Below are 18,939 nucleotides of genomic sequence, written 5' to 3'. Positions count from 1 at the left end.
CCCCGCGGGGCGCCCCCCCCGGTTGCGGCGGTACCACCCCTCGAGTCGTTTGACGCGCTACTCTGACTCGGACCCGGCCTTGGCCTTCGTCGTGGGCACGACGGCGATCGCGGCAGTTCTGGCGTCGATCTTCGCCTGACGGCGGTGCCGCAGGTGCTGGATCAGGGAGATCAGCAGAGCGATCGCCAGGGCGGAGTACAGGGCGATGGTGAAGGGCGAGCCCCACAGCACCGAGGCATCACCCTCGGAGACGGCCAGCGCGCGACGCAGTTCCGTCTCGGCGAGCGGGCCGAGGACCACCGCGATCATGACTGGAGCCAGCGGGACTCGGAAGCGACGCATGACCAGGCCGAGTACGCCTACCAGGAACAACACCCAGAGGTCAGAGATCGATGAGCCGACCGCGTACACACCGAGCACCGACAGTACCGTGATGCCTGCATAGAGGTAATGACGTGGAACCTGCAGTAGCTTGGCCCACCAACCGGCCAGGAAGAGGTTGAGGATCAGGAGCACGGCCAGGCCGATGAACAGCGAGGCAAGCAAGGTCCAGACCAGATCCGAATTGGTGGTGAACAGCAAGGGCCCGGGCTGTAGCCCGTACTGCTGGAACGCGGCGAGCATGATCGCGGCGGTCGAAGAGACCGGAAGGCCCAAGGCCAACAGCGTGCCCATGGCCGTACCCGTGGTCGCGTTCCCGGCGGCCTCAGGGGCTGCCAGTCCTCGCAGGGACCCGGTGGTACCGAACGACTTGTCGCCGCGACGTTTCGCCAGGGACTTCTCGGTTCCGTAGGCGAGGAACGTCGGGACCTCTGCGCCACCGGCGGGGATGATGCCGAAGGGCAGCCCGAACGCGGTCCCACGCAGCCACGCTGGCAGGGCGAAACGGAATTCTCGACGGTTCAGGATGGCACGTTTGGTCTGGTGCGGCGTCTGCATCCCTCCACTGCGGACTTTGGAGGCCATGCTGAAGACTTCGCCGAGGGCCAACAGTCCCACCGTGATGGTGACGATCGAGAAACCGTCCAAGAGTTCGGGGACGCCGAAGGTGAACCGCTCGGTACCGGACGGGCCGTCGATCCCCACCAGCGTGAGGGCGAGACCGATGCCCAGGGCGATCAGGCCCTTGATCACCGATTCGGAGACCACCGAGGACACAGCGAGGAAGGCGAACACCGCCAGGGCGAAGTATTCCGCCGGACCGAAGATCGTCGCGAGTTTCGTCAGGTACGGGATGAGGAAGACCGTCAGTGCCGTGGCGAGCAGGCCACCGATGAATGCGCCGATGGCCGCGGTAGCCAGAGCCTGCCCCGCTTTACCGTGCTTGGCGAGCCGATGTCCCTCGAACGTTGAGGCGATGGCTGACGATTGCCCTGGTGTGTTGAGCAGGATGGCCGCGGTGGAGTCACCGAACATGCCACCGAAGTAGATTCCGGCGAACATGATGAACGCTGCGACGGGGTCGAGGCTGAAGGTGATGGGTAGCAGAAGCGCCACCGCCATCGACGAGCCGAGGCCGGGAAGTACGCCCACGGCCGTTCCCATGATGGCCCCGAGCAACACCCAGAGCATGTTCATCGGGGTGATCGCGGAGGAGAACCCCTCCATGAGGAGACTGAACTGATCCATCAGAAGATCCCTCCTACGAAGCCTGAAGGCAGAGCCAGACCGAGCAACCCGCTGAAGAGCAGTTGCACCAGCGAACCGATGAACAGTCCGATGACCAAGTTGAACCAGATGCGCTTGGACCCGAAGGCGAAGCAGACGGCTGCGAAGAGCAGCGTGCAGGCGAGTATCCAGCCGAGCGGCTTGAGCAGCAGGATGAAGGCCGCGACTGAGACAACCGCAATGCTCACGGCCTTCCAGTCGAAGTCACCTTCGGCGTCCTCGTCCTCCGCTTTCGCCTTGGCCGCCTGAGCGGCAGCTTGGTGGTGAACGTTCTCCAGGTCGGTGAGCTGGTCCTCCGAACGGCTCACATCGCTGAGCAGATCGCGCGAGATGTCCGGACGCAGGTCATCGTGTTCCGGGATGCGCTTGGCGGGGATGATGGCACGGACCAGCAGGTACCCGCAGGTCGCGGTCAGGAGGATACCGACCGCCACAGGGAAGAACTGCGGGCCGGGCACGGACTGGCCACGCACCTCCATCGATGCACTGCCAAGGAAGAGGACGAGAGCTATGGCCAGTCCGATGCCGGCGACGAGCACGTCGCCCCATTTGACGATGCGGGGTCGCGACCTTGGTCGCGGTGACACAGGGGGCTTGGCTGGGGGGATCGAGGCGGTCACAGTCCCAACTCCTTCACGATGGCATCCGAGGTTTTCTGTTCTTCTTCCACGAACTTCTCCAGGTCATCACCGATCAGCCATGAGTCGGTCCAGGAGTTGCGTTCGAGGGCGTCCTTCCAGTCATCGCTCTCCCGCATGTCGGTGAGGATGTCGACGAGATCTTGCTTCTCCTTCTTGCTGATGCCAGGAGGAGCGGCGTATCCACGCCAATTGGTCATCTCCACGTCGTAGCCGGACTCGACGAGCGTCGGGGCGTCGATGTCGTCTACGGGTTCCGGCGCGGAGATGGCGAGCAGGCGGAGCTGGCCGGATTCGATCTGGCCGGCCACCTCGTTGTACCCGGACATCCCGCCCGTGGTGGTCCCGGACAACATGGCGCTGAGGGCATCGCCGCCACCGGAGTAGGCGATGTAATTCGCATCTGCCGGGTCAATACCGATCTCACGTGCCAGCATGCCGGTCACGAGATGATCGATGGACCCGAGCGAACCGCCAGCGAGGGAAACTCCCTTCGGATCGGCCTTCCAGGCCTTGACGAAATCGTCCAGGGTCTTGATGTCGCTCGAGGACGGCACGACGAGTGCCGTGTAGTCGTCGGCCATCTTGGCCAACATGGTGACGTCGTCGAGGGACTCCTTGGGTTTCGATACCGAGATGCCACCGACCATGACGCCACCTGTGGCCATCATGATGTCGTTGCGACCGTCCATTCGAACGAATTGCGACAGGCCGATGGTGCCGGCGGCTCCGGGGACGTTGACGACCTGGACGTTGGCGACGAGGTCCTCGCCGCGCATGGTCTGTTGACCGGTGCGTGCGAAACCATCCCAACCGCCACCCGGATCGGCCGGAGCCATCAGGGTGAGGCTCGATCGGACCGTGGAGTGGGATGCAGTACTGATGGCGTCGTTGAAGCCGAACACCGCGGCGACCGCAACGAGCACGCCGGTGATGACGCGTCGTATGACTTTGGCCATGGGAACTCCATTGTTCGTTGTGGATGCAGATGTATGCAATACACGTCAACCGAGATTCAGTGACGTAGATCACCCAGACTAGGAGTCGGTGCGTCGGAATGGTCGGTTTCGGTCGCATGACGCCTTTATGGTCGTTTTGGTCCGATAGGGGACTGCTGTCGATGGGATGCTGGTCCTATGTCACCTTCGGAACATCCCAGGGCGCGGCTGCTGTTCTTTGTCCAGGTGGTCGTGATGGCTGTCATCGTCGCGCTCGTCGGGGCGGTTGGCGTGGTGCATGCCGTCCAGGACGCCCAGAGAACGGCCGAACGCAACATCGCCACCGAAGCGGACACCATTCGTCGGTTACCCACCGTGATCGAAGCGATGGGCCACGACGATCCTCATGAGGAGATCCAGCCGATTGTCGATGCGGCCCTGGCCGGTTCCGATTTCCGGTACATCACCGTGGTGGACGTCAAGGGTGTTCGAGTTGCCCATGTGGATCCCGGCAAAGTCGGCCTGCCCGTGTCCAGTGATCATTCCGACGTGCTCCGGGGCCAGGAGTTCCGTGGAGTGGAAGAGGGCTCGCAAGGGGTGACGTACCGGGTCAAGCTCCCCATCCTTACGAGCGACGGAGACATTGTGGGCACCGTCTCCGTCGGCTCACTTGTCAGCGACATCCGCAAGAATGCCTTGGCCCAGTCGTTGCCCATTGCCATCGCATCTTTGGTGGCGCTGGGGTTGGGAGCAGTGGTGGCGGTCTTCATCACTCGCTGGTTGCTTCGCCGTTTCAGGAAGGCGGACCAACGATTGCAGGAAGAACGGGCAGCTGCCGACCTGTTGCGGATCGAGGCTCACGAGTTCGAGAATCGTATGCACCTGGTCTCCGGCCTGATCGAACTCGGCAAATACGATGAGGCGCGGTCCTACCTGGATGCGACCCCGGAGGCGGAATCCGAGGAGAATATCGCGGAACCCATGGTCCAAGCGCTCGTGACGGCGCATTCCGGTGTGGCTGCACGCGAGCATGTGGCGTTGACGCTCGGCCCCGGCACTGCTGTCTCGGCCGATTGGCCGGTGAATGACGATGACCTGTTGGTGATCGCCAACCTGATCAGCAATGCCGTTGAGGCGACCGGGTTCGGTGGGACTGTTTGGCTGCTGATCGAGGAGTCCGGCGAGGATGCATTGCATATCCGGGTCGAGGATGACGGGCCCGGATTTCAGCATGACGACGAGGACCTGATACATCGCGGGTTCACGACGAAGTCCGATGGATTTCGTCATGGGATCGGCTTGGCCTCCGTGACCCGCGTGGTCACCGAACGTGGAGGCAGGATCGACTTCGGCAGCTCCGAACGGGGAGGTGGCGCCCAGGTGGATGTGGTGCTGCCTCGTGGTGGCGCCGACGGAGTCGTTCAACATCAAGCATCAGAGGAGAGTGACGAGACATGAGCGCGATCAGGACCTTGATCGTCGACGACGACTTCGCGGTGGGGAGGTTGCATGCGTCCTTCCTCGACCGGATCCCCGGGTTCGAAGTGGTTGCCCGGGAGCTGACGGCATCTGCGGCCCTGCGGCGAATCCGATCAGGTGGAGTGGATCTGGTCCTGTTGGACCTCTACCTTCCGGATGCTTCAGGGATCGAGTTGCTCCGCAGACTGCGTGCCGATGCCGCTGTGGATGCCGACGTCATAATGGTCAGCGCCGCGCATGAACCGGCTTTGGTGGACCAGGCGATGCTGCTTGGCGCGACGGATTTCATCCTCAAGCCTTTCACCGGCGAGGTGTTCCAGTCCCGGCTGCGTGCTTACGCGTCGACGCGACGCGAACGTGAACGTGTCAGAGCGCTGTCGGGCGTCACTCAAGCGCAGATTGACGCCCTGTACGGCGGTGGGGCCCCTTCCAAGGGCGCCAGTCCGGTAACCCGGAGTCGGGTTCTCGACGAACTCGTGGCCCGCGCCGAGCCGGCAACGGCGACCGAGATAGCGGACGCCATCGGGCTGTCCAGGGTCAGCGCACGGCGGTACCTGGAGCGCTTGGTTCACGAGAACGTCATCGAGATGCAGCCGCGCTATGGCGAGGCGGGCCGCCCGCAGCACGAGTACTGGGTCGGTCGCTGAGTCGGTAGCGCCATGGACGGTGTTCGGGGTTGCCGATAAGAGTCGCAGCATGTATACCTTTGTATACAAACAGGTGCCAATGGAGGTCGGAATGTCCCAGTTGATCGAAACAGAAGTCGTCGTGGTTGGTGGTGGCAACGCAGGGTTCACTGCCGTGCACGCAGCAATGGAACGCGGGCGCAAGGTGGTGCTGTTGGAAGCTGGTGAGGCCGACATGGCGGGCGGCAACAGCTTCTACACGGCCGGTGCCACCCGCATCACCCACAACGGCCTGGACGACCTGCGGGACTGGCTGGAGGAGGACGACAGGTGGGGGACTACCGTCGTTCCTCCCTACACCGCTGACGAGTACCGTTCGGACCTGGAGAAGGTCACCGAGGGTCGCAACGACCCGGACCTCACCGACGTACTGATTGCCGAGGTCACCGACACCTTGAAGTGGTTGCACTCCAAGGGACTGAAATACCGTCTCATGTACGAGCGCCAGGCGTACGAGCGACCGGACGGCTCGTATCTGTTCTGGGGTGGGCTGCATGTCGGGAACGTGGGCGGCGGTGAGGGCATGATCGCCGACCACACCCGGGTGGCTCTGGATGCTGGAGTGGACATCCGCTACGGGCACCGCGGAACCGAGCTCGTCACCGAAGGCAACCGCGTGGTCGGAGTGAAGGCCACGGGCCCTGACGGGGACGTCGAGGTCCGGGCCGAATCGGTCATCCTGACCGCAGGCGGATTCGAATCCAACGCCAATCTGCGTAAGGAGTACCTCGGAGAGGGGTGGGAGAACGCCAAGGTCCGTGGCACTCCGTACAACCAGGGCGACATGCTCCGTGCAGGGCTTCAGATCGGGGCTGGACGGGGAGGTGACTGGAACTCGTGCCACTCGGTGCAGTGGGACGCCTTCACCGCGACGAACGAGTCCAATCGCGAACTGACCAACCGGCTCACGCGCCAGAGCTACCCTCTCGGCATCATCGTGAACAACGAGGGCAGACGCTTCCTGGATGAGGGGGCGGATTTCCGTAACTACACCTACGCGAAGTACGGCCGCGAGATCCTGCGTCAGCCGGACTCGGTGGCCTACCAGATCTTCGATGCCGAGCTGCGCCCGCAGCTACGGACCGAAGAATACGACATGCCCGGCATCTCGGTTCAACAGGCCGACACCATCGAGGAGCTGGCGCAGAAGATCGGCGTGGACCCGGCCGCGCTGGCTACGACGGTCTTGGAGTTCAACGACTCCATCGATCGCGCCAAGACCTTCGATCCCACGGTGAAAGACGGGCGACGTGCCGACACGGTCCCACCGAAGTCCAACTGGGCAGCACCGATCGAGACCGGTCCTTTCTACGCCTACGGCGTCACCTGCGGCATCACCTTCACATTCGGCGGCTTGAAGAGCGATACCCAGGGTCACGTCCTCGACGAGTCCGGCGAGACGATTCCGGGGTTGTTCGTGGCAGGAGAGATGCTGGGCGGTCTGTTCAGCAACAACTACCCGGGCGGATCCGGACTCGCAGCAGGCTGCGTCTTCGGCCGTCGTGCCGGTTCACTGGCCTGACCCGCCTGCGACCCGGTGCAGCATCAGTAGGGCGGATTCCGAGCGAGGAATCCGCCCCACTGTCGTAGTGCGGGAGAATGGCACCGACATACATTGCAGCAGAATCGAGAACTCATGGCATCACACGACCCCGAAAGCCTGGTCAAGATGTTGCGTGCCGACATCGTCACGGGTGAACTCCAGCCAGGGGCGCCGCTGCGCGAGACTGCCTTGGCGGAACGTTTCGGCGTATCTCGCACCCCGGTGCGTGAGGCGCTGACCAGGCTGCAGGGATTCGGCCTGGTCGAACGGGATGGCCGGACCTTGCGGGTGACCGTCCCAGGTCCAGAGCGCACGGTGAACACCTACAACGTGCGGATCGCCTTGGAAGGAGAAGCAGCGGCGGAGGCCGCCGAGAACCGACAACTCGGCGATCTCGTGGAGTTGGAAGGGCTGATTGCCAGGGATCGAGCCTTGGAGAACCCCACCGACGTGCAGCGGCTGGACACCAATCTCGAATTCCATGCGGCCCTGTGGCGGGCGGCTCACAACCCAGTCCTCGTGGAACTGCTCGAACGACTGCAGTTCCACGTCACCACGTCTCCGCATTCCACGCTCTCCGTGGGCGATCGGTGGACCGAGGCATTGAACGAACACGAAGCGATCGTCACCGCCATCGATCGGCGGGACGCCGACGAGGCTCGGTCCCTTGCCAGCGAGCACATGCGTCGGGCTCGGGAGTTGCGAATCCGTCTTCTCCGGGAGGCTGCCCGCACGGGAAAAGTGGTCGGACCCCGCTGACTCCCGTTCAGTTTCCCTGCCCGCCTACACTTTGCGCATGCGCACCTTCCTGCACCTTCTCGTGAACACGGCGGTGGCCGGGTTCACGACCAACTTCCTCTGGTTCGCCGTGGTGTTCTGGGTGTACCTGGAGACGCGGAGCGTGCTCGCCACAGGCGTGCTCGGCGGTGTCTACATGATCCTCATGGCGGCCTGTTCCATGTGGTTCGGCTCGTTGGTGGATCGGATGCACAAGCGTCGTGTCATGCTACTCTCTGCCTGGGTGTCGCTGGCGGCCTTCGTGATCGGCAGCGTCATCTTCTTCACCGTTCCGGCCGCATCCTTGTTGCGCCTCAACGGCCTCTGGTTCTGGGTCTTCACCCTGGTGATCCTGGCTGGGTGCATCGTGGAACTGCTCCGTGGTTTGGCGCTGTCCACCACGGTCACGTTGCTGGTCCCCGAAGAGAATCACGCCAATGCCAACGGCCTGGTCGGCACCGTGCAGGGACTGTCCTTCATCGCCACCAGCGTCTTCAGCGGTTTGTCGGTGGGGCAGCTGGGGATGGGCGCCACCGTCCTGATCGCGACGGCTTTCACGGCCCTGCCTGCCGTGCACCTGCTGATGTTGCGCGTACCGGAGCCCGAAATCGTGCAGGATCCCAACCGGTCGGCCGTGGACTTCAAGGGTGGAATGGCGGCCATGCTCGCGGTGCCAGGTCTGTTCGCCCTGGTGCTGTTCTCCATGTTCAACAACCTGGCCAGCGGCGGGTTCATGGCGTTGCTCGACCCCTACGGCCTGACCATGTTCTCGGTGGAGATGTGGGGCATCTGGTTCGGCGTGGCCTCCACTGGATTCATCGTGGGTGGCGGCATCGTGGCCAAGGTCGGGCTCGGGAAGAACCCGATCCGCACCATGTTGTTGCTCGTGATGGTGATCGGCTTCGTCGGTATTGTCTTCACCCTGCGTGAATGGCCCTGGTTGTGCGTCGTGGGCATGTGGTTGTTCATGTCGGTCATGCCCGCGGTGGAGGCGGCCGAACAGACGGTGATCCAGAAGGTGGTCCCGTACTCGACGCAGGGACGGGTCTTCGGACTCGCGATGACCTTCGAGGCGGCCGCCGCACCGATCACGTCCCTGGCCCTGGCTCCGATCGCGGAGTTCCTCGTGATCCCTTACATGGACGGCGAGTCCGGCCAACGCACGTGGGGCTGGTTGCTCGGTGAAGGCGAGGCGCGGGGGATGGCGCTGATCTTCGTCTTCACCGGAGTGGTGCTGATCGTGCTGGCGATCGGCGCCTTCCTGACGCGCTCGTATCGTCTGCTTTCGCGCGGTTACGCCCACCCGTCGGCTGCTGCTGGTCTGGGTGAGTCGGCCGACGCATGAGCCTGGGCAGGCCGAAAACCACGAACCTCCCGACTCCGCCGTCGCCTACTCGGACATCCGGTTGATCACGTGGTTGTGGGAGACTTCAGACATGAGCTCACGAGCAGGACAGCCGGCCACCGCAGCAGACCTCATCGACGTCGACGAGTTGCTGGCCGCATACACCGATGTGGTTCCCGATCCCTCCGACCCGGCGCAACGGGTGGTGTTCGGCACCTCCGGTCACCGCGGATCCTCGCTGAGTGCCTCCTTCAACGAGGCTCATATCGTCGCGATCAGCGCGGCCATCGCCGAATACCGTGCCGAGCAGGGCATTCGAGGTCCGTTGTTCATCGGCTCAGACACCCATGCTCTCTCTGCTCCTGCGGAGCGGACGGCACGTGAGGTGCTCGCGGCCGCCGGCGTGAAGGTGCTCGTGAACTCGGGGGAGGGCGACGCCGCGTTCGTCCCCACGCCCGCGGTGAGCCACGCGATCCTCACCTACAACCGAGACCGTGCCCTCGATGATCCGCAAAGGGCCGACGGCATCGTCGTCACTCCCAGCCACAACCCGCCCCGCGATGGCGGCTTCAAGTACAACCCGCCTCACGGCGGGCCTGCCGGTTCGGATGCCACGGGCTGGATTGCCGCCCGCGCCAACGAGCTGTTGACCGCAGGTGTGGACTCCGTCCGCCGTACCGACGCCGACGGCGTGGGTGGGGAGTCCGTTGGCCACTACGACTACCTCGGCGAGTACGTGAACACCCTCGACGCGGTGATCGACCTCGACGCGATCCGCAAGGCAGGGGTGCGTATCGGCGCCCACCCGCTCGGCGGGGCGTCGGTAGCGTACTGGGCCGCGATCCGTGACCGCTTCGATCTGGACCTGACCGTGCTGGGCCCCGGAGTGGACCCGCAGTGGGGCTTCATGAACCTGGACTGGGACGGGAAGATCCGCATGGACCCCTCCTCGCCCAACGTGATGTCCACGGTGGCGCCGTACCAGGACCAGTTCGACCTGGTGGTGGGTAACGACGCAGACGCCGACCGCCACGGCGTCGTCACGCGGGACGGTGGACGCCTCACGCCGAATGCCTACCTGGCCGTAGCGATCGACTACCTGTTGCAGCACCGCCCCGATTGGTCAACCGAGGCCGCCATCGGCAAGACTCTGGTCTCCTCAGCGCTCATCGACCGGGTGGTGGCCTCGCACGGCCGCAACCTGTTGGAGGTCCCGGTGGGCTTCAAATGGTTCGTTCCGGGGCTGAGCTCCGGCGACATCGTCTTCGGTGGTGAGGAGAGCGCGGGCGCCTCGTTCCAGCGCTTCGACGGCTCCACCTGGTCCACCGACAAGGACGGCATCCTGTTGTGCCTGTTGGCCGCGGAGATCCAGGCGGTCACCGGACAGTCGCCGTCCGAGCGCTACGCCGCGCTCCTGGAGCGTTTCGGAGAGCCCGCCTACGCCCGCGTCGATGCGCCCGCCACCGCGGAGCAGAAGGCAAAGCTTTCAGCGCTGGCTGCATCCGACGTCTCCGCGACCGAGCTGGCCGGAGATCCCATCATCGCCATCCTCACCGAGGCTCCGGGCAATGGCGCGCCCATCGGTGGCCTCAAGGTCCAGACGGAGAACGCCTGGTTCGCAGCGCGTCCGTCCGGAACCGAGGACGTCATGAAGGTCTACGCGGAGTCCTTCCGCGGGGCAGAACACCTCAAGCAGGTTCAGGAGGAGGCCCAGGAGCTGGTCGCCCGAGTGCTGGGTTAGCCGTTGGCCTCGGATCCGTCGCGTAACGTGTCGGAGATGACCGCCACAACGAAACCAGCCGAGCGCATCTTCGACCTGACCTCGTGGAAACAGGCATGGGTCCGGGCAAGCGCGGCGACGGCAGCCGTGATTGCCCTGGCCCCGCTGCCGACCTTGGCCATCTTCGGATTGAACTCGTCTGTCGAAGACCGGTCGGCTGACATCGGATTCGCCGTGTCCGCGTTCTGGGGCAGTCCGGGGTGGTGGATCCAGGTGGCGGTGTTCTTCGCTGCAATGCTCCTCGCAGCAAGAAAAGCGAGGGAACCCGTCATCAGGGCCTGGGCCGTGGTGGGTATCGTGCTGGCCTATGTCGTGGCCGGTATTGTCTGCTGGTCCGTGGCCCTTGGGTACTTCGGTCCGGAACTCGTGTACTTCTACCTGACGGTGGTGCTGATCACGACCTTCGATGCGGTCATCGTCGCGATCGTGGCCGGCTTCGCATTGTTCCTCAAGCGGCACAGCCCCCGGGCCCGTTACCGCTGATGTGCGGCGCCGATGTCGCAGCGGTGCTCAGGCCCCTGAATCGTCCTTGCCGGAGTTCGCGTCGTCGTCGTGCTTCTGGTCCGGCGCCGTGTCCCCACGCTTGAACTCCGCCTCGCGGCGCTTGAGTTCCTCTTCACGTTTGGCGAGTTCCGCAGCGCGCTGCTGCTGCTGACGGCGGATGTTGAGCTGACGCAGGAAGTCCGCATCGTCGTCGGGCCCCATGCCCCTACGCGGGGCCGCAGGCCCCGCGGCGGCCTTGGGCGCGCCGAGCCAGTACCAGAGCCCGGCGCCGATCACCGGCAGCACGATGATCGCGAGGATCCACACGCCCTTGGGGAGTGAGCGGACCTTGGCGGCCGGCGACATGATGCAGTGGAACAACGTGTACACCACGAAGGCGAACGCGACTACGGCACCCATCAACAACCAACGCATGTGTTCATTCTACGGGGACGCGGCTGTGCACTCGGTGAGAGTCCGGCCACGATAGCGCAGTTGCGCGCCATCGGCGTCGGCAGGAAGGTCCACACGAAACTAGACTGGGTGGGTGAAGGTTTTTCTCTATACCCTGCTGCGCACCGTCATCTTCGTAGGCGTTGCACTGGCCGTCTGGTTCCTCTTCGGCTGGAATCGCTGGGGATGGCTGGGCGCCGTCCTCTCGATCGTGGTGGGCGCCGTGTTCGCCTTCGCGGTCGGGTACCTCTTCTTCGACAAGGCCCGACGTGCGGCCGCGGAGTCCGTGGAGGAACGCGCCGCCCGCCGGCGGGCGGCCAAGCCGACCAAGGAGAGTCGCGCCGACGAGGAGGCCGCCATCGAGGACGCGGTCCAGGACCAGCAGCGTCGCGACGCCGGCCTGGGCAACGACGACCGTCGGCCCACCCACCGATCCAACCCGGCGGACGACGAGGCCTGAGGCGCCTTTCGCCGAGTCGTCAGCCCAGCGGGCCGAACAGCTGTCCCAGGATGCAGGCGGCGGCGAAGAGTACGGCGAACACCAGGGAGAGGATGCCGGTCTGTTTCAGGACCGGGATCAGTTCAGGCGAGGTCTGTGCGGTCATCACGGTGCGGATGGGGCCGATGCCCACGGCCAGCGTGAGGAGGCTCAGCAGCAGCCAGTAGTTGGTGCCAACGGCGAAGATCGGCATGAGAGCGGCCACGATCACCATCAGCGCGTAGAAAGTCCGTGACAGGGACTCGCCGAGTCGCACGGCGAGGGTGTTCTTCCCGACCTCACGGTCGGTGGGGATGTCGCGGATGTTGTTGGCCATGAGCAGGGCGGTGGCGATCAGTCCCACGGCGATGGCCCCCGTCCACGCGGCAGAGTTCAGCGTCAGCACCTGCGTGTACGTGCTGCCGAGGGTGGCGACGAGCCCGAAGAACACGAACACGAAGACCTCGCCGAGTCCCATGTACCCGTAGGGGTGTTTGCCGCCGGTGTACCACCAGGCCGCGAGCACGCACACCACACCGACGGCGATGAGCCACCAGGTCTCGGACGCCCAGACCAGGGCCAGCCCGAACAGTGCGGCGACGCCGAAACTCAGGAAGGCCGCGGCCTTCACGTGGCCCGCCTTGGCCGCTCCGGAACCGGTCAGGCGCAGCGGACCCACGCGGTCCTCGTCGGTGCCGCGGATGCCGTCGGAGTAATCATTGGCGTAGTTGACCCCCACCTGCAGGGCCAGGGACACCAGCAGCGCCAGAATGGCACGAATCCAGTGGAAGGCTCCGGTCTCTGCAACTGCTGCCGCGGTGCCCACGATGACGGGGGCGATGGCCATGGGCAGCGTACGCAGGCGCGCTCCGGCGATCCATTGGGACGGGGTGGCCACTGGCCTCACTCCTTGAACTGGGATTACAACCTCACCATTATCCCACCGGCAGGCCGCCCGATGACCGGCGCGGTGGCGCGGATCTCAGTCGCTGAGGTCGTTCGCGATGGTGATGCGATCCGGTTTCCCGTTTCCCAGCCGGGGAAGGGAGACGTAGCGGCGCACCAAGCGCGGCGTCGCGGGGCCGCCAAGAGCGTCCCTGGCTGCGGCCAGAGCAGACGCCTCGACGGCCTCGTACTTCTCATGCCCGACGCCTGGTGCGGGCTCCCAGCCCATCGCCACCTTCTGTCCCCACACGGGATCGGCCACACCGATGATGAGGACCGAGCCGACGCCGTCCACGCATTCGACGACCTGCTGCACCGCCTGCGCGGAGACCTTCACACCGCCGGTGTTGATGACGTCGTCGGTCCTACCCGTCACCGAGACCACGCCGTTGGCCACGGTGCCGAGGTCGTCGGTGATGTAGAAGCGGGTACCGTCAGCGGCGGTGACGAAATGCTCACGCGTGCGCTCGGTGTCGCTCAGGTATTCGGAGGCGACCATGTCCCCACCCAAGCGCAGGCGTCCCCCCACCTCGGCGACCGTGACCCCTGGGAGAGCTACACCGTCGTAGACACACCCACCGCAGGTCTCTGCAGAACCGTAGGTGTAGACCACCGGTAGCTGCGCCTCGGCGGCGGCCACACGGGTGGGTTCAGGTGTGCGACCCCCACCCACCAGCACCGCGGAATACTCGCGCAGGGCTTCTATGCCGATGTCGGTGTGCAGCAATCGCGTGAGTTGGGTGGGAACCAAGGACGTGTACAGACGCTCGCCCGGACCTGCGGCCCGCCGGAGTACACCGGTCGCCCCGACGAAATGCTCTGCCGTGAAACTGCGGGTCAGATCCAGAGTGGCCAGGCGGGCTGCAGCCCCGTTCACCCTCCCGAGCAGAGCCCTGGACACCACTGCAAGACCGGCCACATAGTGCAGCGGCAGAGCCAAGAGCCAATGCCCGTCGCCGCCCAGGTACTCCCGGGTGGACTGCGCCGACGCGGCCAACGCCGAAGCCGGTAACGCCGTGCGCTTGGGCATCCCCGTGGAGCCAGATGTTCGGATCACGGCAGCCGTCCCGGCCGGAGCGTCCGTGGGCACGGTCAGCTCGAATGTCCCGTGGGAGGGACCCTCAAGCACCTCGACGGGGGCGCCCGGCCGCCCGGAACGGGCGTGGTGCGCCGAGCGCAGGGCCTCCGCGAGCGCGGCGACGCGCTCCGCGAAGGCGCGGGAGGCGTCGTCGGGCAGGGAAAGGACGTCCGTGATGCTCACCTCGTGAAATGTGGATCAGAAGTAGTAAGGGTAGGAGGACCAGTCGGGGTCGCGCTTCTGCAGGAAGGCGTCGCGACCCTCCACAGCCTCGTCGGTCATGTAGGCCAGGCGAGTGGCCTCACCGGCAAAGACCTGCTGGCCCATCATCCCGTCATCCACTGCGTTGAAGGCGAACTTGAGCATGCGGATGGCCTGCGGGGACTGGCGGGCGATGTCAGCCGCATACTCCAGCGCCACCTCCTCCAACCGCTCGTGATCCACGGACTCATTGACAGCGCCGGCCGCGACCATGTCGTCAGCGGAATACTCGCGGGCCAGGAAAAAGATCTCACGGGCCTTCTTCTGACCCGTCTGGCGGGCCAGGTAGGCCGACCCGTAGCCGGCGTCGAACGAACCCACGGTGGCGTCGGTCTGCTTGAACTTGCCGTGCTGCTTGGAGGCGAGGGTGAGGTCGGAGACCACGTGGAGGGAATGGCCGCCGCCGGCCGCCCAGCCGTTGACCACGGCGATGACCACCTTGGGCATGGTGCGGATCAGTCGCTGCACCTCGAGGATGTGCAGGCGACCCGCGCGCGCCGGATCGATGCTCTCCGCGGTCTCACCGTCGGCATAGTGGTAGCCGTCGCGGCCGCGGATGCGCTGGTCGCCGCCGGAGCAGAAGGCGTAGCCGCCGTCCTTGGGGGAGGGGCCGTTGCCTGTGAGCAATACGGTGGCCACGTTGGAGGTCATGCGTGCGTGGTCCAGGGCCCGGTAGAGCTCATCCACGGTGCCTGGGCGGAACGCGTTGCGGACCTCTGGACGGTCGAAGGCGATGCGCACCGTGGGAAGGTCCCGGATCACGGCGCCGGACGCGTCGCGCTCCACCTGTCGGTGGTAGGTGATGTCCTCGAAATCGAAACCCTCCACGAGTCTCCAACGGGTGGGGTCGAAGGTGTCTGACACGGACTGGGGCGACTGGTTCTGGGCGGTGCTCACGCTCGCCAGTCTAGTGCCGCAGGGAACTCGTCGGGGCTTCCTCAGACCAGCAGCGCCCAGGTACCGAGACAACCCAAGGCCAAGTGATAAGGGATCATCACCGCAAGGTCACCACGGCCCGGGGGTGTTCGTTTGACGAAGGTGCGCCACCCCAGCACGGCGTCGGAGGCATAGAAGAGCAGTGCGCCCGCGAAGGCGAACCAACCGTACGGCGCGGATGAGTGCATTCCGGCCACGAACGTCATGGCGGTGATGGCGACCATGTAGATGATCACGGCGAGTCCGTGGCCATTGCGCACAGCTGCGCGCAGGATCCGCCTGCCAGGCAGCGTTGCCGCCACCAGGATCACCGCTACGGCGATGATCCGTCCAGAGAAGAGCGTGCGATCGTCCGCCCGAGCGTCCCAGTCCTGGTCGATGAAGAAGGCCAGGATCAGCACCAGATGCGCTCCACCGAATGCGATCATGCCCGGGATGAAACGTTTGGAATCCAAGAGCAGGTAGTCGCCGAGCAAGCACAGACATAGTGCAAACGTGGCAACCGTGACGGCCCAGGACGGCTTGGGGCGCTCCACGACATGCAAGGCCAAGGCCAGGATCAGCAGTGTCGGTGCCAGGCCCTTGGTCAGCCACCGGACCTTGTCCCTGCTCTTGCCGTCCACGGCAATGACGGCCCAGTCGGCTATCGCTGCGCAGACCGCCAGCGCCAACAGGATCAGGGTCGCTGCGGAGAACGTTCCGATCATGCGGGCAACACGACCCGAGACCGGGCGGGCGCAGCGAACCAAGGAAGCATGACGCCCATCCTAGTAGGGCCGAGCCTCGTAGGGCCGACCATACGACCTCTGCCGGATGCCGGAACTAGGGTTGGTCCCATGACTCAGAGCCCTTGGCTGGACGCCGTGACCCTGACGGGACGTCTGGTTCGATTGGAACCGCTGTCCCCGGACCACCATGACGAACTCTGCGACGCCGTCCGAGACGGAGAACTCTGGAGGCTCTGGTACACCAACATCCCCACGCCGGACGGCATGGCCGCGGAGATCGACCGGCGCCTGGGGCTCCAGGCGTCCGGAAACATGCTGCCATTCGTCACCCGACGACTGGCAGACGAACGGGTGATCGGCATGACCTCGTTCATGAACATCGACCGCAGCATCCCTCGCGTTGAGATCGGGTCAACGTGGAACTCGGCGTCCGTGCACGGCACAGGCACCAACGCCGACTCCAAGTTGGCCCTGCTCACCCAGGCGTTCGAGACCTTCGGCTGCCCAGCGGTGGAACTGCGAACGGCATGGATCAACACCCAGTCCCGGCGAGCCATCGAACGCCTCGGCGCCAAACTGGACGGCGTGCTGCGCAGCCACGTCCGCACCAGCGACGGCTCACTACGTGACACCTGCGTCTACTCCATCACGGCCGCCGAATGGCCTCAGGTGCGCTCCATGCTGCGCTTCCGCTTGGGAGACGACGTACGGTCCTGACGCCCGGGACGTTCCACGACCTAGCCAGGCCCGGAATCGGCGGGTACCCTGAATCCCGTCTTATTGTCTGCGGAAGGATTTCCCAAGTGCGCACTGTCCTCGTGTGAAGAACACCGAGGTGAGGCATGCCCCGCCCGCTCGGTGTCGAAAGACCTACACCGAGGAGTGCCCTCTTGCCCAAGAAATCAGTTGCGCCCAGCGTGGTCATCGACCACCTTTCCTTCTCCTTCGCCGACGGAACCCCCGTCTTCAGCGACCTCTCCCTGACCTTCCCGTCCGGTTTCACCGCATTGATGGGTGCCAACGGCCTTGGGAAGTCCGTACTCCTGCGCCTGATCGCGGGGCAGTTGACCCCCGACACAGGTCACATCAGCGTTCCGTCCCCACCGGTCGTGCTGCCGCAGGACCTCACTCTGCAGGCCGACACCACAGTTGCCGACCTGCTCGGCGTGACCGACGTGCTGGCCGCCATCGAGGAACTCAGCCGCACGGATCCCGCCCCCGAGCCTGACCGGGTCGCCGAACTCCTGGAGATCATCGGTGACCAGTGGGACGCCGAGGATTCCGCGTGCGCAGACCTGGCCGCCCACGGCCCTGTCTCGTTGCCGGCTGAGCCGGGCACGCTTCGTCGGGCAGTGTCCACGCTCTCCGGAGGAGAAGCCATGCTCGTGGCCCTCGTGGGGCTGCGGCGCGGACAACCGCAGCTGACGCTGCTGGACGAGCCGAGCAACAACCTGGACGAGGGCGCCCGCTCCCGGCTCGTGGAATCGCTGTCCGACTGGCCGGGGTCGGTGATCGTGGTGACCCATGATCGTGCCCTGCTCCGGGCCGCGGAGCACCTCGTCGAGCTGAAACCCGCGCGCATCAGGCGCGGCCGGCCGGATGGCGTGGTCTCGGAGACGTTCGGCGGGTGGGACGCCCGCGAGCGCGTTCTGACGGAGCGGCAGGAGTCAGCGGAACGTCGCCTTGCCCGTGCCCAATCGGATCTGCGCCACGAGAAACAAGCGCGGGAGGCCGAACAGGCGCGGGCAAGCAGGAGCGCGGCCCAGGGGCGCAAGGCCGCAGAGAACATGCCCAAGATCCTGGCGCAGACGCTCAAACGCAAGGCCGAAGCGAACACGGCCGACACGCGTGCGACTCGTGATGCTCGCGTCGGCGATGCTGCCGCTGAGGTCGGGGCCGCTCGTGAGGCGCTCAAGGAGCTGATCAGCATCGACGTGAACCTGCCAGGAACCCGTGTGGGCGCAGGAACCGTGGTGGTCTCCTCGATCGTGCCGGAGCTGGTCACGGGGCGGATCGTGGCCGACGACGGCGTTCCGCTGCCGCCCGGTGCGCCCCTGACCGTCCGGGGGCCGGAGTGCGTGGCGCTGTCCGGGCCCAATGGGGCGGGGAAATCCACGCTGCTCGAGCAGGTGCTTCCTGATGCCTCCGTGCCGTTCGGGGTGCTCTCCCAGCGCACCGGCTCAACGGCCGGAGAGGAACTGGACCCGGACCGGTCGGCATTGGAGAACCTGTTGGACCGCGTGCCTGCTCTGACTCAAGGGCATGCGCGTGACGTGTTGGCCAAGCTCGCGCTACGTGGGGAGAGGGTGCACCAGTCCTACGGCTCGCTGTCCGGCGGGGAACGCTTCCGTGTGGATCTCGCCCGGATCCTGGCCGCGACCCCCGCGCCCCAGCTGCTGGTGTTGGACGAACCCACCAACGACCTGGATCTGGATTCGGTCGAGGCGCTGGCCTCCGCCCTGGCCGACTTCGGTGGCGCGCTGATCCTGGTCAGCCACGACACCGAGCTTCTGGAGACGGTAGGGGTGACCCGGACGTGGGAGCTGGTGGAACCCGTCACAGCGTCGGAAGAACTGTCGTAGCGGCGGATCAAGCTCTGGCGTCGGAAGATGTCGGTCAATTCATCCGACCCGAGAGTTTCTCCCGACGCCGGGACAGGCAAGAGGCAACACAATGGCCGACGGCTGGTGGGGACCCCATGGTTCCCACCACCCGTCGGGCAT

General features: G+C 65.3%; 18 protein-coding genes. 10 read left to right on the top strand and 8 right to left on the bottom strand.

What is annotated here, in order from left to right:
* Nucleotides 1-57 precede the first annotated feature (57 nt).
* The 3 genes from Q0A15_RS07550 to Q0A15_RS07540 are packed head-to-tail and all read right to left on the bottom strand — an operon-like array spanning nt 58 to nt 3,265.
* On the bottom strand, nt 58-1,629 hold the full coding sequence (locus Q0A15_RS07550; RefSeq protein ID WP_291278911.1) for a tripartite tricarboxylate transporter permease: 1,572 nt from the start codon (nt 1,627-1,629) through the stop codon (nt 58-60).
* Nucleotides 1,629-2,288, bottom strand: coding sequence for a tripartite tricarboxylate transporter TctB family protein (locus Q0A15_RS07545; protein WP_291278910.1), 660 nt, complete (start codon nt 2,286-2,288; stop codon nt 1,629-1,631). The genes Q0A15_RS07550 and Q0A15_RS07545 overlap by 1 nt, the downstream gene beginning before the upstream one ends.
* On the bottom strand, nt 2,285-3,265 hold the full coding sequence (locus Q0A15_RS07540) for a tripartite tricarboxylate transporter substrate binding protein (protein ID WP_291278909.1): 981 nt from the start codon (nt 3,263-3,265) through the stop codon (nt 2,285-2,287). Before Q0A15_RS07540 ends, Q0A15_RS07545 begins: the two co-directional genes overlap by 4 nt.
* A gap of 234 nt (nt 3,266-3,499) precedes the next feature.
* Between Q0A15_RS07540 and Q0A15_RS07535 the strand changes: the two genes are divergently transcribed.
* The 7 genes from Q0A15_RS07535 (at nt 3,500) to Q0A15_RS07505 (ending at nt 11,337) form a co-directional block, all read left to right on the top strand.
* A complete protein-coding gene (locus Q0A15_RS07535; protein ID WP_291278908.1) occupies nt 3,500-4,702 on the top strand; it encodes an ATP-binding protein in 1,203 nt (400 codons plus the stop codon).
* Complete coding sequence (locus Q0A15_RS07530; protein ID WP_291278907.1) at nt 4,699-5,370, top strand: response regulator; 672 nt, start codon at nt 4,699-4,701, stop codon at nt 5,368-5,370. Before Q0A15_RS07535 ends, Q0A15_RS07530 begins: the two co-directional genes overlap by 4 nt.
* 91 nt (nt 5,371-5,461) lie before the next feature.
* A complete protein-coding gene (tcuA, locus tag Q0A15_RS07525) occupies nt 5,462-6,931 on the top strand; it encodes an FAD-dependent tricarballylate dehydrogenase TcuA (protein ID WP_291278906.1) in 1,470 nt (489 codons plus the stop codon).
* Between the two features lie 114 nt (nt 6,932-7,045).
* Nucleotides 7,046-7,711, top strand: coding sequence for a GntR family transcriptional regulator (locus tag Q0A15_RS07520; protein WP_291278905.1), 666 nt, complete (start codon nt 7,046-7,048; stop codon nt 7,709-7,711).
* A gap of 37 nt (nt 7,712-7,748) precedes the next feature.
* Nucleotides 7,749-9,074 (top strand): MFS transporter, encoded by a 1,326-nt coding sequence (locus tag Q0A15_RS07515; RefSeq protein WP_291278904.1) that lies wholly within the window; start codon nt 7,749-7,751, stop codon nt 9,072-9,074.
* A gap of 91 nt (nt 9,075-9,165) precedes the next feature.
* Nucleotides 9,166-10,815 carry a phosphoglucomutase (alpha-D-glucose-1,6-bisphosphate-dependent) gene (gene pgm, locus Q0A15_RS07510; protein ID WP_291278903.1) on the top strand — a complete coding sequence of 550 codons (1,650 nt, stop codon included), beginning with the start codon at nt 9,166-9,168 and terminating at the stop codon, nt 10,813-10,815.
* A 36-nt stretch (nt 10,816-10,851) separates the two neighbouring features.
* On the top strand, nt 10,852-11,337 hold the full coding sequence (locus tag Q0A15_RS07505) for a hypothetical protein (RefSeq protein WP_291278902.1): 486 nt from the start codon (nt 10,852-10,854) through the stop codon (nt 11,335-11,337).
* Between the two features lie 27 nt (nt 11,338-11,364).
* Here Q0A15_RS07505 and Q0A15_RS07500 read toward each other — a convergent pair whose 3' ends face one another.
* Nucleotides 11,365-11,772 (bottom strand): PLD nuclease N-terminal domain-containing protein, encoded by a 408-nt coding sequence (locus Q0A15_RS07500; protein WP_291278901.1) that lies wholly within the window; start codon nt 11,770-11,772, stop codon nt 11,365-11,367.
* Nucleotides 11,773-11,884: 112 nt separating this feature from the next.
* On the opposite strand from Q0A15_RS07500, the gene Q0A15_RS07495 reads away from it, so the two are divergent.
* Nucleotides 11,885-12,250: a DUF4229 domain-containing protein gene (locus Q0A15_RS07495; protein ID WP_291278900.1), complete on the top strand. Its 366-nt coding sequence runs from the start codon at nt 11,885-11,887 to the stop codon at nt 12,248-12,250.
* 19 nt (nt 12,251-12,269) lie between these two features.
* On the opposite strand, the gene Q0A15_RS07490 is transcribed toward Q0A15_RS07495, so the two are convergent.
* From Q0A15_RS07490 to Q0A15_RS07475, 4 genes are all read right to left on the bottom strand, one after another.
* Nucleotides 12,270-13,166, bottom strand: coding sequence for a 1,4-dihydroxy-2-naphthoate polyprenyltransferase (locus Q0A15_RS07490; protein WP_291278899.1), 897 nt, complete (start codon nt 13,164-13,166; stop codon nt 12,270-12,272).
* A gap of 84 nt (nt 13,167-13,250) precedes the next feature.
* Nucleotides 13,251-14,474 (bottom strand): AMP-binding protein, encoded by a 1,224-nt coding sequence (locus tag Q0A15_RS07485; RefSeq protein ID WP_291278898.1) that lies wholly within the window; start codon nt 14,472-14,474, stop codon nt 13,251-13,253.
* A gap of 15 nt (nt 14,475-14,489) precedes the next feature.
* Nucleotides 14,490-15,449, bottom strand: coding sequence for a 1,4-dihydroxy-2-naphthoyl-CoA synthase (locus Q0A15_RS07480; RefSeq protein WP_291278897.1), 960 nt, complete (start codon nt 15,447-15,449; stop codon nt 14,490-14,492).
* A 41-nt stretch (nt 15,450-15,490) separates the two neighbouring features.
* Nucleotides 15,491-16,195: a lysoplasmalogenase family protein gene (locus Q0A15_RS07475; RefSeq protein ID WP_291278896.1), complete on the bottom strand. Its 705-nt coding sequence runs from the start codon at nt 16,193-16,195 to the stop codon at nt 15,491-15,493.
* A 129-nt stretch (nt 16,196-16,324) separates the two neighbouring features.
* Here Q0A15_RS07475 and Q0A15_RS07470 point away from each other — a divergent pair, with 129 nt between their 5' ends.
* Both Q0A15_RS07470 and Q0A15_RS07465 read left to right on the top strand, forming a co-directional pair.
* Nucleotides 16,325-16,933, top strand: a complete 609-nt coding sequence (locus tag Q0A15_RS07470; protein WP_291278895.1) for a GNAT family protein — start codon at nt 16,325-16,327, stop codon at nt 16,931-16,933.
* Nucleotides 16,934-17,106: 173 nt separating this feature from the next.
* Entirely contained in the window at nt 17,107-18,798 is a 1,692-nt protein-coding gene (locus Q0A15_RS07465; RefSeq protein ID WP_291278894.1) for an ABC-F family ATP-binding cassette domain-containing protein, read from the top strand.
* The last annotated feature ends 141 nt before the right edge of the window (nt 18,799-18,939 follow it).

Source organism: Galactobacter sp., from assembly GCF_022712295.1.
Classification (GTDB): domain Bacteria; phylum Actinomycetota; class Actinomycetes; order Actinomycetales; family Micrococcaceae; genus Galactobacter.
This window is presented reverse-complemented; position numbering and strand designations above follow the sequence as displayed.

Bases quoted from the DNA above. Each gene is read 5' to 3' on its own strand.
- Q0A15_RS07550 (WP_291278911.1), bottom strand. From the start codon at position 1,629: ATGGATCAGTTCAGTCTCCTCATGGAGGGGTTCTCCTCCGCGATCACC.
- Q0A15_RS07540 (WP_291278909.1), bottom strand. From the start codon at position 3,265: ATGGCCAAAGTCATACGACGCGTCATCACCGGCGTGCTCGTTGCGGTC.
- Q0A15_RS07535 (WP_291278908.1), top strand. From the start codon at position 3,500: ATGGCTGTCATCGTCGCGCTCGTCGGGGCGGTTGGCGTGGTGCATGCC.
- Q0A15_RS07530 (WP_291278907.1), top strand. From the start codon at position 4,699: ATGAGCGCGATCAGGACCTTGATCGTCGACGACGACTTCGCGGTGGGG.
- tcuA (WP_291278906.1), top strand. From the start codon at position 5,462: ATGTCCCAGTTGATCGAAACAGAAGTCGTCGTGGTTGGTGGTGGCAAC.
- Q0A15_RS07520 (WP_291278905.1), top strand. From the start codon at position 7,046: ATGGCATCACACGACCCCGAAAGCCTGGTCAAGATGTTGCGTGCCGAC.
- Q0A15_RS07515 (WP_291278904.1), top strand. From the start codon at position 7,749: ATGCGCACCTTCCTGCACCTTCTCGTGAACACGGCGGTGGCCGGGTTC.
- pgm (WP_291278903.1), top strand. From the start codon at position 9,166: ATGAGCTCACGAGCAGGACAGCCGGCCACCGCAGCAGACCTCATCGAC.
- Q0A15_RS07505 (WP_291278902.1), top strand. From the start codon at position 10,852: ATGACCGCCACAACGAAACCAGCCGAGCGCATCTTCGACCTGACCTCG.
- Q0A15_RS07500 (WP_291278901.1), bottom strand. From the start codon at position 11,772: ATGCGTTGGTTGTTGATGGGTGCCGTAGTCGCGTTCGCCTTCGTGGTG.
- Q0A15_RS07475 (WP_291278896.1), bottom strand. From the start codon at position 16,195: ATGATCGGAACGTTCTCCGCAGCGACCCTGATCCTGTTGGCGCTGGCG.
- Q0A15_RS07470 (WP_291278895.1), top strand. From the start codon at position 16,325: ATGACTCAGAGCCCTTGGCTGGACGCCGTGACCCTGACGGGACGTCTG.